The 13,167-nt window shown below is 44.9% G+C and carries 15 protein-coding genes and 1 tRNA gene; 7 read left to right on the forward strand and 9 right to left on the reverse strand.

The genetic code is table 11. The annotated features are described in order from the left end of the window. Nucleotides 1-10: 10 nt before the first annotated feature. Together ACPYIV_RS09370 and ACPYIV_RS09375 are read right to left on the reverse strand one after the other, a co-directional pair. Nucleotides 11-1,111, reverse strand: coding sequence for a DUF4434 domain-containing protein (locus ACPYIV_RS09370; protein WP_425886400.1), 1,101 nt, complete (start codon nucleotides 1,109-1,111; stop codon nucleotides 11-13). A gap of 129 nt (nucleotides 1,112-1,240) precedes the next feature. Then, entirely contained in the window at nucleotides 1,241-1,366 is a 126-nt protein-coding gene (locus tag ACPYIV_RS09375; RefSeq protein ID WP_370648543.1) for a DUF488 family protein, read from the reverse strand. 152 nt (nucleotides 1,367-1,518) lie between these two features. Here ACPYIV_RS09375 and ACPYIV_RS09380 point away from each other — a divergent pair, with 152 nt between their 5' ends. Beyond that, on the forward strand, nucleotides 1,519-1,938 hold the full coding sequence (locus tag ACPYIV_RS09380; RefSeq protein ID WP_293732264.1) for a DUF5856 family protein: 420 nt from the start codon (nucleotides 1,519-1,521) through the stop codon (nucleotides 1,936-1,938). 90 nt (nucleotides 1,939-2,028) lie between these two features. Here ACPYIV_RS09380 and ACPYIV_RS09385 read toward each other — a convergent pair whose 3' ends face one another. Then, nucleotides 2,029-2,466, reverse strand: a complete 438-nt coding sequence (locus tag ACPYIV_RS09385) for a DUF695 domain-containing protein (RefSeq protein WP_293732265.1) — start codon at nucleotides 2,464-2,466, stop codon at nucleotides 2,029-2,031. An 85-nt stretch (nucleotides 2,467-2,551) separates the two neighbouring features. On the opposite strand from ACPYIV_RS09385, the gene ACPYIV_RS09390 reads away from it, so the two are divergent. Continuing rightward, nucleotides 2,552-3,049: a GNAT family N-acetyltransferase gene (locus tag ACPYIV_RS09390; protein ID WP_293740204.1), complete on the forward strand. Its 498-nt coding sequence runs from the start codon at nucleotides 2,552-2,554 to the stop codon at nucleotides 3,047-3,049. Nucleotides 3,050-3,104: 55 nt separating this feature from the next. Here ACPYIV_RS09390 and ACPYIV_RS09395 read toward each other — a convergent pair whose 3' ends face one another. Continuing rightward, entirely contained in the window at nucleotides 3,105-3,470 is a 366-nt protein-coding gene (locus ACPYIV_RS09395; RefSeq protein WP_293732268.1) for an MmcQ/YjbR family DNA-binding protein, read from the reverse strand. 38 nt (nucleotides 3,471-3,508) lie between these two features. Further along, nucleotides 3,509-4,609, reverse strand: coding sequence for a PDDEXK nuclease domain-containing protein (locus ACPYIV_RS09400; RefSeq protein WP_425886513.1), 1,101 nt, complete (start codon nucleotides 4,607-4,609; stop codon nucleotides 3,509-3,511). 121 nt (nucleotides 4,610-4,730) lie between these two features. Here ACPYIV_RS09400 and ACPYIV_RS09405 point away from each other — a divergent pair, with 121 nt between their 5' ends. Together ACPYIV_RS09405 and ACPYIV_RS09410 are read left to right on the forward strand one after the other, a co-directional pair. Further along, a complete protein-coding gene (locus ACPYIV_RS09405) occupies nucleotides 4,731-5,159 on the forward strand; it encodes a GNAT family N-acetyltransferase (RefSeq protein ID WP_425886401.1) in 429 nt (142 codons plus the stop codon). 1 nt (nucleotide 5,160) lies between these two features. Further along, nucleotides 5,161-5,673 (forward strand): GNAT family N-acetyltransferase, encoded by a 513-nt coding sequence (locus ACPYIV_RS09410; protein WP_293740209.1) that lies wholly within the window; start codon nucleotides 5,161-5,163, stop codon nucleotides 5,671-5,673. On the opposite strand, the gene ACPYIV_RS09415 is transcribed toward ACPYIV_RS09410, so the two are convergent. The 4 genes from ACPYIV_RS09415 to ACPYIV_RS09430 form a co-directional block, all read right to left on the reverse strand. Further along, entirely contained in the window at nucleotides 5,609-6,577 is a 969-nt protein-coding gene (locus tag ACPYIV_RS09415) for a transporter (protein WP_425886402.1), read from the reverse strand. The two genes, ACPYIV_RS09410 and ACPYIV_RS09415, sit on opposite strands and share 65 nt — an antisense overlap. 185 nt (nucleotides 6,578-6,762) lie before the next feature. Continuing rightward, nucleotides 6,763-7,848 carry a glycine cleavage system aminomethyltransferase GcvT gene (gene gcvT, locus ACPYIV_RS09420; RefSeq protein WP_293732273.1) on the reverse strand — a complete coding sequence of 362 codons (1,086 nt, stop codon included), beginning with the start codon at nucleotides 7,846-7,848 and terminating at the stop codon, nucleotides 6,763-6,765. An 18-nt stretch (nucleotides 7,849-7,866) separates the two neighbouring features. After that, nucleotides 7,867-9,087, reverse strand: a complete 1,221-nt coding sequence (gene pepT, locus ACPYIV_RS09425; protein ID WP_293732274.1) for a peptidase T — start codon at nucleotides 9,085-9,087, stop codon at nucleotides 7,867-7,869. Between the two features lie 111 nt (nucleotides 9,088-9,198). Continuing rightward, nucleotides 9,199-10,605: an amidophosphoribosyltransferase gene (locus ACPYIV_RS09430; protein WP_425886403.1), complete on the reverse strand. Its 1,407-nt coding sequence runs from the start codon at nucleotides 10,603-10,605 to the stop codon at nucleotides 9,199-9,201. A gap of 329 nt (nucleotides 10,606-10,934) precedes the next feature. Here ACPYIV_RS09430 and ACPYIV_RS09435 point away from each other — a divergent pair, with 329 nt between their 5' ends. The 3 genes from ACPYIV_RS09435 (at nucleotide 10,935) to ACPYIV_RS09445 (ending at nucleotide 13,158) form a co-directional block, all read left to right on the forward strand. Continuing rightward, nucleotides 10,935-11,933 (forward strand): IS110 family transposase, encoded by a 999-nt coding sequence (locus ACPYIV_RS09435; RefSeq protein WP_290092606.1) that lies wholly within the window; start codon nucleotides 10,935-10,937, stop codon nucleotides 11,931-11,933. Nucleotides 11,934-12,402: 469 nt separating this feature from the next. Further along, nucleotides 12,403-12,476, forward strand: a tRNA-Thr gene (locus tag ACPYIV_RS09440). Between the two features lie 151 nt (nucleotides 12,477-12,627). Continuing rightward, nucleotides 12,628-13,158: a DUF4199 domain-containing protein gene (locus ACPYIV_RS09445; protein WP_293740212.1), complete on the forward strand. Its 531-nt coding sequence runs from the start codon at nucleotides 12,628-12,630 to the stop codon at nucleotides 13,156-13,158. Nucleotides 13,159-13,167: the final 9 nt, after the last annotated feature.

Raw genomic sequence — 13,167 nt, forward strand, 5'->3', positions numbered from 1 at the left:
TCTTCTCTCTTTATCCGATTTCAAAATACTCCTTATAACGGTCATACAGATGACCCGCCTGCAAATAGGAGGACTGGGGACTCATGAAGTGGGAGAACTCGAAAGTGATCGCCTTGTCGTACTTTTGCCGGGCAGCCGCTTCGAGCTTCATGCGCAACTTGTCGAACTTGATCGGGAGGAACTTGATCGGCATGTCCCGGTCAAACGATTCGGCATTTGTCCAGCACTCGATGCCATACTTATCCGCCATCTTCTTATTGACACTGAAAAATGCATCCAATTCATCGTAATCGATATGACCGTCCTGGAAAGCGCAGGCATCCACGTTCCCCTTGATCCCGTCGAATATTTCAGACCATTCTCTTTCATGCTGTTCCACAGAGACCGCTTCGGCTTTTGTCAGATCGCCTCCGGCAGCGGCAACAGCTTTCTTTCCGTCAATCCACGGAGAAATGAGAGTAGGCAAACCACCTGAAACCTCCTTACACTGCTTGCCCAAACTGCTGAATGCCGTAATCGCTCCCTTAGTCGCACGGCTGATCTCCTGGCAGAGATACCACCCCTGGAAACTTTTATGACACCCGTATTTCTTCCAAACTTCCTCAATCACATATTTATTGGATTCGATTTCCCAGGTCAGATCCCCCGTATCCCAGTATCTGCCGGAATCATATAATCCGAAAAAAAACTTCATACCGTATTTATCCGACAGACGCAGGTACATATCGATCAAATCGACCGAAGGCATATAGCAGCCAAATGTTTTCATCAGGTACTCCGAAGGATAGGTGATAAACTTGCGATAGCCGCTCCGGATCACGATTACCGTATCGATCCCCATTGCTTTCATATAAGCAAAATCCCGGTCCCATTCCTTTTCACCCCAATTCTGATGTGGGATATCATGGGATATCTCATCCAAAAAAGTCCCGGATATTTTCAGCCCCTGCGCCTTCGGGATGATTAGTTTACTTTCAATATTCTCATCCGTGTCGTTTTCCACACGGCTTGCCGATGCCTTTTCCGCACACGAAGCTAATGCCCCGGTAGCCAAAACAGCCCCAGTTACAGAAACCTGCTTGATAAAATTCCTCCTGTTGTGATTCTTCATGGTAAATATACATTTTAGTCTAACACTACAAATATATATAAAATATTTAATTAACTAAATCAAAAACGAGAGACTCCTTTAATATTATTGCATAATTATGTTCCTTTTCTTTAGAAGCATACAACAAAGTCACGACCGGATGTGTACGGATCGATTCGATAAAGGCTCTCTCGGCCACAAACGATCTACAAAAACACGCAGACCGTCGGAGACGTCCATCTCATCATAAACACGTTTCAATTTAATCCGTACCATATCTTTAATACTTTATGTTTTAGACATAAACAACATCTATCCGTAAATAGTTACCTTCCCCGAAATAAGCATATTTAGCATTCGGTTTCTAAACTTTCAGGAAAGAGAAGCTGTTTAGAATACAGAAATAAGAAACATAAAATTGATTCGCTATGAGTACAGAAACAGTAAAAAAGTCTGCTAAGAAACAGAGTATCATAAAATCCTCCAACATGGAGATCGCAACATTTATCGGAGAACTTTTCTCCTTTAACAGCAGTCTGAAGCTTTATCACTGGCATGTAACAGGCCCCGGCAGCTATGCCAAACACATGGCTTTGGACGAAGCGATCGCCTCCCTGCTGGATGTCATCGACCGGATCACCGAAACGACTTATGCTTTAGTCGGCGATTTGCATATCTCCATCCCCGAAACAAAAACGCCGGACGATATTGCCAAACATGCTTCCGACTTTTACAACTATGTGGAGAAACACAGGGATCTTTTCCCGGAAGCCTTCTCACAGTCCATCATCGACGACTACCAGGAAGCGATCCAGCAATTGATCTACAGACTGGTTCGATTAGAATAACGACAATATCTGATCTTTTTATATACAACAAAGGGACTACCTCAGCACCAGGATAGTCCCTTTATTTATTTTTCCGAACGGACAAGACGGTCATTCAATGGCCCATTCTTTCATCTCGTACATATCCTGATATTCCTCCCATTCGGGGTCAACCTCCGTATAGATAGAGAGCGGCAACGTTTCAAACGGAGCCAGAACTTCATTCAACCGCTCACCGAAAACGCGGACGGTGCGAGTGTAATAGACCCATATCCTCTCCTCGCCTCCAGTATAAACGCCGGTCAGGATCGAGAGTTTATCCTTTTCCATCGCCTTACGCAGGACTTCCTGCACCTCCTCCATCTTTTCGGCAAGCGCTTCGGAGGGCATTCCTTTGTCGTCACCTTCATATTTCCAGGTAATTTCCACCCGCTCCTTGAACTTGCCCGACTGGACAAATTCGGTTAATTCATCACGACCGGAAACAGTGACCAGTTGTCCGGATTCATTCTCTGAAAGAGCTGTAAACCATTCATTGCTTAATCTCATATCAATATCAATTATTCTACAAAAATAGGGATTATTTTCCTACCGATACATTATTTTTGCGGCAAGAATACAAGATAAAAGAGATATGATCAGGCAAGTGGAACTCCAGGATGCGAAGGCAATCACAAATATTTACAACGAATATGTACTGCATAGCGTAGCAACTTTCGACACGGAACCGGTGCAGGAAGAGGAAATGCGCGCCCGAATTGCGGAAATATCCTCCCGTTTTCCTTATTTCGTCTACGAGGAGGAGCAGGAAATCGCCGGCTATTGTTATGCCCATACGTGGAAAGAGCGTGCCGCTTACCGCTATACCCTGGAAACGACTGTTTATCTGTCTCCCGGACATACCGGAAAAGGAATCGGCAGGCTCCTGATGCAAAGACTGATCGAAGCATGTCGCGAAAACGGCTACCGCGCCTTGATCGCCTGCATCACGGAAGGAAACGAAGCCAGTAACATCTTGCACGAAAGACTTGGTTTCAAACAGGTTTCCCGCTTCAAAAAGGTCGGTTTGAAGTTCGATCGGTGGTTAGATGTCGTAGACTACGAACTTCTGCTGACCCCGACCTGCGACTGAAAGGCGCTGTTCCGACCGTCAACGGATAACTCGGAGCTACTCAAGATCACATATCTTAGATCAATTCTTTTTCCTTCTTGGAAAGGGTACGATAAACGATATCATAAGATTGCCGTACGAGTTCCTTGATCGTATTGTCGGGAACGTCCTGATTAAAGTAGACACTCATCCAATGCCGCTTATTCATATGCCATCCCGGCTTTATCCCCTGATAGGCTTCTTGCAGTTCAAGGTTCCTCTCCGGTTCGCATTTCAAGCAACAGAAATCGAACACCTCTATATTGACAAAACAAAACCATTTACTCCCGACATAGAAGCAAAGCACATCCCTGCTGTACCTATCTGCCACATCAAGGAAAGGCATCTTCTCCTGCACACCTTTGAAAGACAAACAATACTCTCTAAATTCTTCTACATTCATCTCTGTATCTTTTAATATAGTTCTAAAACCAAACTTTCCTACAACAATTTCTTCAGTTCTTCTATATCCGGTAATGCTTTACGAAGTCGTTCCGGCATATCTTCGGATGCACGGTAAGTAACAACCCCCATCGGCTTGTTATAATCGCGAACTGCAAATTCCACAAAGGTCTGATTCATCTCTCTACAAAGTATGATTCCGATAGAGGGATTTTCGTGCGGTTTTCTCACGTACGAATCCAAAGCAGAAAGGTAAGTATTCAGTTGACCTAAATACGAACTACGGAATTTCCCAGACTTCAATTCGACCGCCACCAAAGAATTAAGCTCCCGATTGAAAAACAACAAATCAATAAACATTTCTTCCTCTGCCACCTTAATACGGTATTGATTGCCTATAAAGCTGAAATCCTGCCCGAAAGTCATGATAAACTTCTTCACATTAGCAACAATAGCTTTTTCTACTATCCTTTCATCTAAATCCTCCTGCTCATTCAGTTCCTCCACATTAATAAAATCAAGCAAGTATTCATCTTTGAATAAACAAACTGCTTTTAGAGCTTGCTTAGTATCAGACAACGTTTGTGCGAAATTGTTAGGCAAAGTTCCCCGATGGCTGTACAGGTCTGCTTTTAAGTAATCCCTTAAAGTGTATTTACTCCAATAGCGAGTAGCGCACTCATGCATATAAAACAATCGTGCTTCCAAAGTCTTGGCTTTAGCTATGATTTCTATATGATGACTAAAGCCGACTGACAAGAAATCAGACCAGTTAAATTCAGCAGCCATTGGCTGCCGAATTTCCACAAGAAGGAGTTTTTCATCCAACTCTAAATCGGCAGCCAATGGCTGCCGATTTAGAACGACTGCCCATTCTTCATAAAATTGCCGCATATTTTTAATGCTTCGAGTTGAAAATCCCCTCAATCCCGGAAGCTCCTTTTGCAACATGGAAGAAATCTGCTCTATCGCGCCTTTGCCCCAAAAGCCCTTACGGGAGTTTTCCGAAACATACCGTCCGATACCATAATACAAAGAAAGCTGTTCTTTGTTCACTGATGCGGCAGCACGGTACTGGCTGCGCAAGATAGCATCCTTTATGTTTTTTACCGCTTCTATATAGTTCTGATTTATATCCATCATGTTCCTATTTACAGACAAAAGTACGAAAATAAAGCAGAGGATCAACAACTTGATTTCCAAAACCAATAAATTAAAAATGAAAAGATTATCTTTGCTAATCTTACTTAAGTATATTAGCATGATACGGAAATTAGCAAAAGAGGAATACAACAATGCCGCAGATTTATCCTATCAAGTCTGTATGGAGTGTGGTATCAGCGACTTTACCCAAGAAGGCATCGAAACCTTCAAAAGTTTCATCTATGACGCATCATTAATGAATGAACTTGACCTATATGGGGCTTTTGATAACAATCTATTGATAGGAGTCATCGGTATCAATAGAAAAAGACAACATATATCACTCTTTTTCGTCCAACCGAAATATCACCGGCAAGGAATAGGAAAATCGCTTTTCAATTATATGATGAATGATTGTGACTTCACCAAGATAACGGTCAACTCCTCAACATATGGAGAAGCATTTTACAAACACGTAGGCTTCAAAAAGGTCGGCGAGGGAGCGTTTAATAAGGGAATTTTGAGTATTCCGATGATAAAAGAATGATATGAAAACAGATTTTACAATTAGGACAGCCCGGCTGTCTGATGCCTCTGAACTCAGTGATTTATTTCGAGAGACAGTCCTCACAATCAACAAACGTGATTATTCACAGGCGGAAGTGGAAGATTGGGCATCGTGCGGAAACGATCTTTCCCGTATAAAAGAGATGATCCGGACACATTATTTTATTGTGGCTACTAACCGACAGTCACAAATTGTCGGTTTTTCATCCATTACGACACAGGGATATTTACATTCCATGTTTGTTCATAAGGATTTCCAAGGTAAAGGCATTGCTACGATACTCTTAAATGACATAGAGCGTCATGCTATCACAGCAGGAATTATGCGAATCACATCAGAAGTTAGTTTAACAGCCCGCCCATTCTTTGAAAAAAGAGGCTATATAGTAAAGGAAGAACAAAAGCGCAAAGCCAATCAACTTTCTCTCACTAATTTCTGGATGGCGAAGGAATGGGCTCATTCTTCCTCTTTTTCCAAAGCTGGTAACTGTTGAAAATATTTTGCCACAGGACGTAGGATCCGGGACCGACTGACGAGAGGGGGTCCAGATAGGTATAGGCCATCCAGATGGCGAGTACGGTGTTTTTCTGTCCGAGAGCTTGTCCGGCACTGATGCGGTCGAAATAACGGGTTCCGATCCGTTTACCTAAATAGAACTGGACGGCGCAGGTCACGAAGCCTGCTAAGGCAATCAGCACCTCCACTCCTACCGGAGCATTGCTTTCGGCAAGAGACTTCACGGTCTGGGCCGTCACGATGGCAAGTGCTACACCCCAGAGATAGAAAGCAAGATCACGGAAACCCAACAGGAAATGATGCAGCTTCGGAAGGAAATAGCGGAACAACATCGCCAGGAAAAACGGACAGAGCAGCAAAGGAAACACTTTGCTCAATATCTTCAGGAAAGCCGCCATAAAGGTTATGTCCGCATGAGGCTCGACCAGCGGGAACATCAACGGGACGACTATCGCCGCCAGAACATTCGACAATAACGTGTAAGTCGTCAGGCTGGACGCGCTCCCCCCCAACTTACCGGTGATAACAGCCGCAGCCGTAGCCGTCGGGCAGATCAGGCAGACCATCGCACCCTCGAAAACCTCCTTATAAGCACCGTCCATATGCACGAATATCAGCAAAGCAGCAATTGCCGAAGCCGAAACAAGCTGGAACAGCAGCAGCCATCCATGCCAAGGGGAAGGCAGCAACTCATGCGGTTGCACCTTACAGAAAGTCAGCAGTAGTTGTGCAAAGATCAGTGCGGGAGTCATATAGGCAATAAAAGAATTCATGAACGGCTTTGTCGGCTCCAGAAAAGCAAAGTTGGCAAAGATAAAATACCCTAACGCCCCGGCGAGCATCGCAACAGGCAATGTCCAGTTTTTCAGAAAATTCAACATAGAAACAATTCTTTTTATTCCGCTGCAAACTTACAAAACATCCGTCACTTCCCAACTATAATCATAACAAAATCCCAGATACGACAAAACCCATAGCTTTACGGATCATAAAGCATAGCCTTATGTCTCCTAAAGCTATGCCTTACACCTCCCAAAGCTATGGGTTTCACATGTATTATACAGTCTTATTTGCGGAACGGCGCTTTTACAACCTGGGCTTTCAGGTTGCGGCCCCGGACTTTGATAAAGATTTCGGTCCCGGCTTTCGCAAATTCAGGTTTCACGTATCCCATACCAATGCCTTTCTTCAAGACAGGCGACATGGTTCCGGATGTTACCACACCGATGATATTATCTTCGGTATCAGCGATTTCATAGCCATGACGGGGAATACCTTTGTCGACCAGTTCGAAAGCACACAACTTGCGAGTAACGCCCTCCTTCTTCTGACGTTCCAGTTCGGCACGGTTCGTAAAGTTCTTGCCTTCGGCGAACTTGGTGATCCAACCCAGACCGGCTTCGATCGGAGAAGTGGTGTCGTCCAGGTCATTGCCATACAGACAGAAGCCCATTTCCAGACGAAGCGTATCACGTGCACCCAAACCGATCGGTTTGATACCTTCGGGCTTACCGGCTTCAAAGATAGCATTCCAGATCGTCATAGCATCGTCCAGATAGAAATAAAGTTCGAAACCACCGGCTCCGGTATATCCCGTATTGGAGATGATCACGTTCTTGCAACCGGCAAACTCGCCCGTCACAAACGAATAGTAAGGGATGGAAGACAAGTCGACCGGAGTCAGACGTTGCAACACCTCGACGGCTTTCGGGCCTTGGATAGCCAACTGGGCGGTACGGTCGGAAGCGTTTTCCAGCTCTGCCCCTACCGTGTTATGGCTTACGCACCAGTCCCAATCCTTGGCGATGTTGCCTGCATTGACGACCAGGAGATACTTTTCCGGTTCGTAATGGTACACCAGGAGGTCGTCCACAATACCGCCCTTGTCATTCGGGAAGCAAGTATATTGAGCCTTGCCGATCGGTAGCACGGAGGCATCGTTCGATGTCACGCTCTGGATGAAAGCCAGCGCGTTCGGGCCTTTTACCCAAAACTCTCCCATATGGGAGACATCGAATACACCCACGCCGCCCACGACGGTCATGTGTTCATCAATAATACCGGTATATTCAATCGGCATGTTGAAACCGGCAAACTCATGCATTTTAGCACCCAGTGCAATGTGCACATCGGTAAACGGAGTTGTTTTCATGTTATTAATATGATTTGTTTAAGATTTTTGAGCCAGCAGCTCAGCTATTTTAATGATTGTTTCCATACTCTTTTCCAGCGACTTGACCGGAAGGAATTCATAACGTCCGTGGAAGTTCAACCCGCCGGCGAAGATGTTCGGGCAAGGAAGTCCCATGAAGGAGAGACGCGCACCGTCCGTTCCTCCGCGGATCGGCTTCACTAAGGGCGTCACACCGGCAGCCTTCATGGCATCGAAAGCGAGGTCCACGATGAACTTCTTCGGTTCGACCACTTCACGCATATTATAATACTGGTCTCGCATTTCGAGCGTCGTACTGCCTGGATGCATTTCATTCATACGCTTCACCAGCTCTTGCAACAACTCTTTCTTCTGTTCGAAAGCGGTACGCACATGGTCACGTATAATATAGGAAAGGGAAGCCTCTTCGACCGTTCCGCTCATACCGGTCAGGTGGAAGAACCCTTCATAGCCGGTCGTATGTTCGGGACGCTGTGCGACAGGTAGCCAGGACGCAAATTCCACTGCCAGCAGGGAAGCGTTCAGCATCTTGTCTTTCGCATATCCCGGATGCACATTCAACCCTTTGAAAAGGACTTTGGCGCCGGCTGCATTGAAGTTTTCGTATTCCAGCTCGCCGATCTGTCCGCCGTCGATCGTATAGGCCCATTCTGCGCCGAACTTTTCGACATCGAAATAGTCGGCTCCCGCCCCGATTTCTTCATCAGGCGTAAATCCGATACGGATCTTGCCGTGTTCGATTTCCGGGTGATCCTTCAAATATTTCATTGCGGCGATGATAGCGGCCACGCCTCCCTTATCGTCCGCGCCTAACAAAGTCCTGCCATTCGTCACAATGAGATCCTGATCTTTATAATCGTTCAGTTCGGGGAACATAAGCGGTGAAAGCACGATGTTTTCTTCGGCGCACAGCACGATATCGCCTCCCTTGTACGTCACGATACGAGGCTCGACATCCTTGCCCGACATATCGGGGCTGGTGTCCAGATGGGCGATAAAGCCGATTGTCGGAACCTGCTTTGCCGTATTGGCAGGCAGGGTAGCCATCAGGTAGCTATTTTCGTCGAGGGTGATGTCTTCCAATCCTACCTCTTCCAATTCTTTTACCAATGCTTCGGCAAACACGCGCTGCCCCGGCGTACTGGGAGTCACACCCGTAGTTTCGCTCGACTCGGTGTCGAACGTCACATACTTCAAAAATCTATCTGTTACAGTCATAAGCTTATCATTAATATTACAAGCCATAAAAGTAATCAAAGTGTCACTAACAACAAAAAAATCATGCGCATTTCTGCACATGATTTTCCTTATTCCGTCTGATCTATTTCTTTAGAAACAACTGCTTCCGTCGAAACAATGCGTACATACTTTACATTTCGGCAATCCGATCGCCTCCACGAGTGTTTCCAGCGTATTGAACTTTAACGAGCTCAGGCCGAAACGTTCGGCTATGATAGCCACCATCCTTTGGTATTCCGGCGAATCGGTCGTCGCATATTTCTCCAGGTTCTTATTCTCGTCCCCTTCCAGCTCTTTAATGATCCGTCGGGTGATCAGCTCGAGGTCGCTCTTCGACGAAGTAAAGCCGAGGAAAGGACAGCCGTAGATAAGGGGCGGACAAGCAATACGCATATGCACCTCTTTTGCGCCGTAGTCATACAATATTTTCACGTTGTCGCGGAGCTGCGTCCCGCGTACGATCGAGTCGTCGCAAAACAAGATACGCTTGCCTTCCAGCATGGCCCGGTTGGGGATCAACTTCATTTTGGCAACAAGTGAACGCATTTCCTGGTTGGCCGGAGTAAAACTACGCGGCCAGGTCGGCGTGTATTTGGCAATGGCCCGGTGGTAAGGAGCTCCTTTTCCTTCGGCATAACCTAAAGCCATACCGACACCGGAATCGGGAATACCGCAGACACAATCTACTTCGTTTTCGTCTTTCTTGCCCATTTTGTAGCCGCTCTGGAAACGGACTTCCTCGACATTTTTGCCTTCATAGCAGGAAACAGGGAAACCATAATACACCCAGAGGAAGGAACAAACCTGCATCTGCTCGTTGGGCTGGCGCATCTGCTCGATGTTGTCGGCACGCATACGGAGGATTTCGCCCGGCCCGACAAACCGTTCTATTTCATAATCCAGGTTAGGCAGACTGCTCGATTCGCTGGTAGCTGCATAGGCGCCGTCTTTCTTACCTATAATAATAGGTGTACGCCCCCACTTGTCGCGGGCAACGATGATGCCGTCTTCCGTCAGCAGCAGCATGGAGCAGGAACCTTTAATCCGGTCGAATACATTTTCAATACCCTCGACAAAATCTTTTCCCTGCGTAATCAGCAACGCCACCAGTTCGGTCTGGTTCGTCTTGCCCGAGCTCAGTTCGGAGAAGTGCATATTCGCCTTGAGCAAGTCCTGTTCCAGTTCATCGATGTTATTAATCTTGGCAACCGTCACGATAGCGAACTTACCGAGATGGGAGTTGATAACAATCGGCTGCGCATCGGTATCACTGATGATACCGATGCCTGCATTTCCCACAAACTTATCGAGAGCAGGCTCAAACTTTGTACGAAAATAAGAACTTTCCAGATTGTGAATCGAACGAGTAAAACCGGCTTCCTTATCGTATGTTGCCATACCTCCCCGGCGAGTCCCCAGATGAGAATTATAGTCAGTGCCATAGAATAAATCAGTTGAACAGGCCGACTTAGAAATAGTTCCGAAAAAACCACCCATTGTAAATAGTGTTTTTGATTTTTGAATTTGGCTGCAAAGGTACAAGATTATTTAGAAATCCGAAATATCCCATCCTTATAAACAAACTCTAAGTTTGCGTAAAGCAAGAAGCTGAGGTTAATTTATATCTTTGTTGTATGAAGAAACTAAATTAACCGACTAACGGAAGTACACTAATGGAAAACGATAGTCTTTAAAGACTAGTTATTGTAACAGACTTCCGTTAGTCAAGCAGGCAAAGACTAAATAGATTATTGATATATAATAGGATATCATTTAGAGTAGTAGCCCATTCCTGCTTTCGGTTAATCCAAAAACAATATAAAGGTATGAATAAATTATTTATCGGGATTGATTTCTCCAAGAAAAAAGTAGATGTAAGTGTGATAGAGAAAGAAAACATATCTTCAGGTGTCCACCGTGAGTTCAGTAATGATGTTGCCGGACATGAGAGTCTGTTGGCATGGCTTTGTGATAGCTATCCGCAGACAGGCAAAGATCAGATGCTCTTTTGCGGTGAGAACACGGGACTTTACAGCGTTTGTTTGAGTAACACTCTCGCGCACGAGGGTTATACACTGTGGCTGGAACATCCTTACAGGATCAAACACAGCAGCGGCATGCAACGCGGGAAAAACGATAAATTGGATTCATTGCTGATCGCACAATACGCTTGCCGTTTCGAGGATATGGCCAAGGTCTATACCCCCAATACGGAAACCATCCGGGCGCTGCACTCATTTTTCACATTCCGTGATTTATTGGTGAAAATGAAAAATGAAGCATTGGTACATGCCAAAGAACTCCATTCGGTCCTAAAAGGGAATCACGCAACAGATTACATATATCAACATAGCCTGACACAAGTGGATAACTTGAACCGTGAAATAAAAGATGTGGAAAAGGAAATAATGGATCTGATCAACAGTGAAGAGGAGATCAAAAACAATTATGAGCGTATTACATCCATCAAAGGCGTGGCTTTTGTCAACGCCCTTGCTTTGATCGTTTATACCGAAAACTTCACCTGTTTTGACGATCCGCGCAAGCTGGCCTGCTATGCGGGAGTGGTACCGTTCCAACGAACCTCCGGCTCCAGTGTCAAAAGCAATGCCAAGACAAGTGGATTTGCCAATAAAAAACTAAACACGCTACTCACCCAAGCGGCACGAACCGCTGCCATACATGATCCAATATTAAGAGAATATTACAGGCGCAAAAGAGAAGAGGGGAAGCATCATAATTTAGTTATAAACAATATTAGAAACAAACTGATACATCGAATCTGTGCATTGGTCAGGAACCAAACTTTCGACCAAACGGCTTAGATTTTTGCAATATTCTTAATTTGTTTTAAAATCTTTCCGTTTATTTGGTTGGGAACATAGATTACTCTAATCTCCAATCTTCCACTATCAAAATGTCACTACTACCCCATCAAAATCGAATTACAATAGCGGGAAATTAGAATTAGTAGCAAGGGTAATATTTTTTAACATAACTATTTCACATCAACACCCCTGTTTTCTTTATCAAAATGACAAATAGATTTCCCCAACAAACTACACACGCAAGCATTTCGCATACATTTTTTAACACATTTAAAAGCAAAAGGTTTCCAATCACTTACAAACAAATAACACCCTCATCAGCAGAAAACGCTTGCATTGTAAAAAATAATATCTACTTTTGCACCCGGGTAAGTCCTACACGGCATGCTCCCTCGGAATCCCCCAGGGCTTGACCGCAGCAAGGGTACTTGGTTGTAGCGGCGCGATGTAGTAAGCTTACCCACCTGCCTCTTTAGCTCAGTTGGCCAGAGCACGTGATTTGTAATCTCGGGGTCGTTGGTTCGAATCCGACAAGAGGCTCGGATAAATTGAAAATGGACAATTGAAAATTGAAAATTAGTTACACAAAAAATAATTATCAATTTTCAATTGTCCATTTTCAATTATAAATATTGTATATTCTCGCAAAAGGATTAATTTTGCTGATGAGAACATTAAAAACAGCATTATCATGGAAGAGAATAAAGGTTTACTGTTGAAGTGCGCGATGTCTTATGGCTTGGCTATGGGTATCTATTGGGTGATTAAATATCTGTTCCTTATTTTCGGGTATTCCATCCCCGCACTCATCTATATTTATGAAGTTCTAAGCATCGCCGTCCCTTTTATCGCCTACTACCTGACCAAACGTTACCGGCAGGACATAGGCGGAAGCATCAGTTTCTTCCATGCGTGGCGGTTCGGCATCATGCTGTACTTCTTCGCCGCCTTGATCGTTTCAATCGAGCATTTCATATTCTTCCAGTTTATCGCGCCGCCCGACTTCCTGAGCAACACGATGACACAGGCTATAATAGCGCTGAAGAATGCTAATTTCAACAGCGAAGTGATCGAGGCCATCAAACAGACCAACTTCACTCCCATCCACTTGGCTATTCAGCAGATTTTTAATAATATATTTTACGGAATCATATTATCCATACCGGTAGCTGCGCTGGTTTGCCGAAGTCGAACAGCAAGCCCGGTGTCCGAAGAGAAATAAGAAGAAAAT

Origin of the sequence: Parabacteroides vesiculifaciens, assembly GCF_049860805.1 — a bacterium.
Lineage (GTDB): Bacteria > Bacteroidota > Bacteroidia > Bacteroidales > Tannerellaceae > Parabacteroides.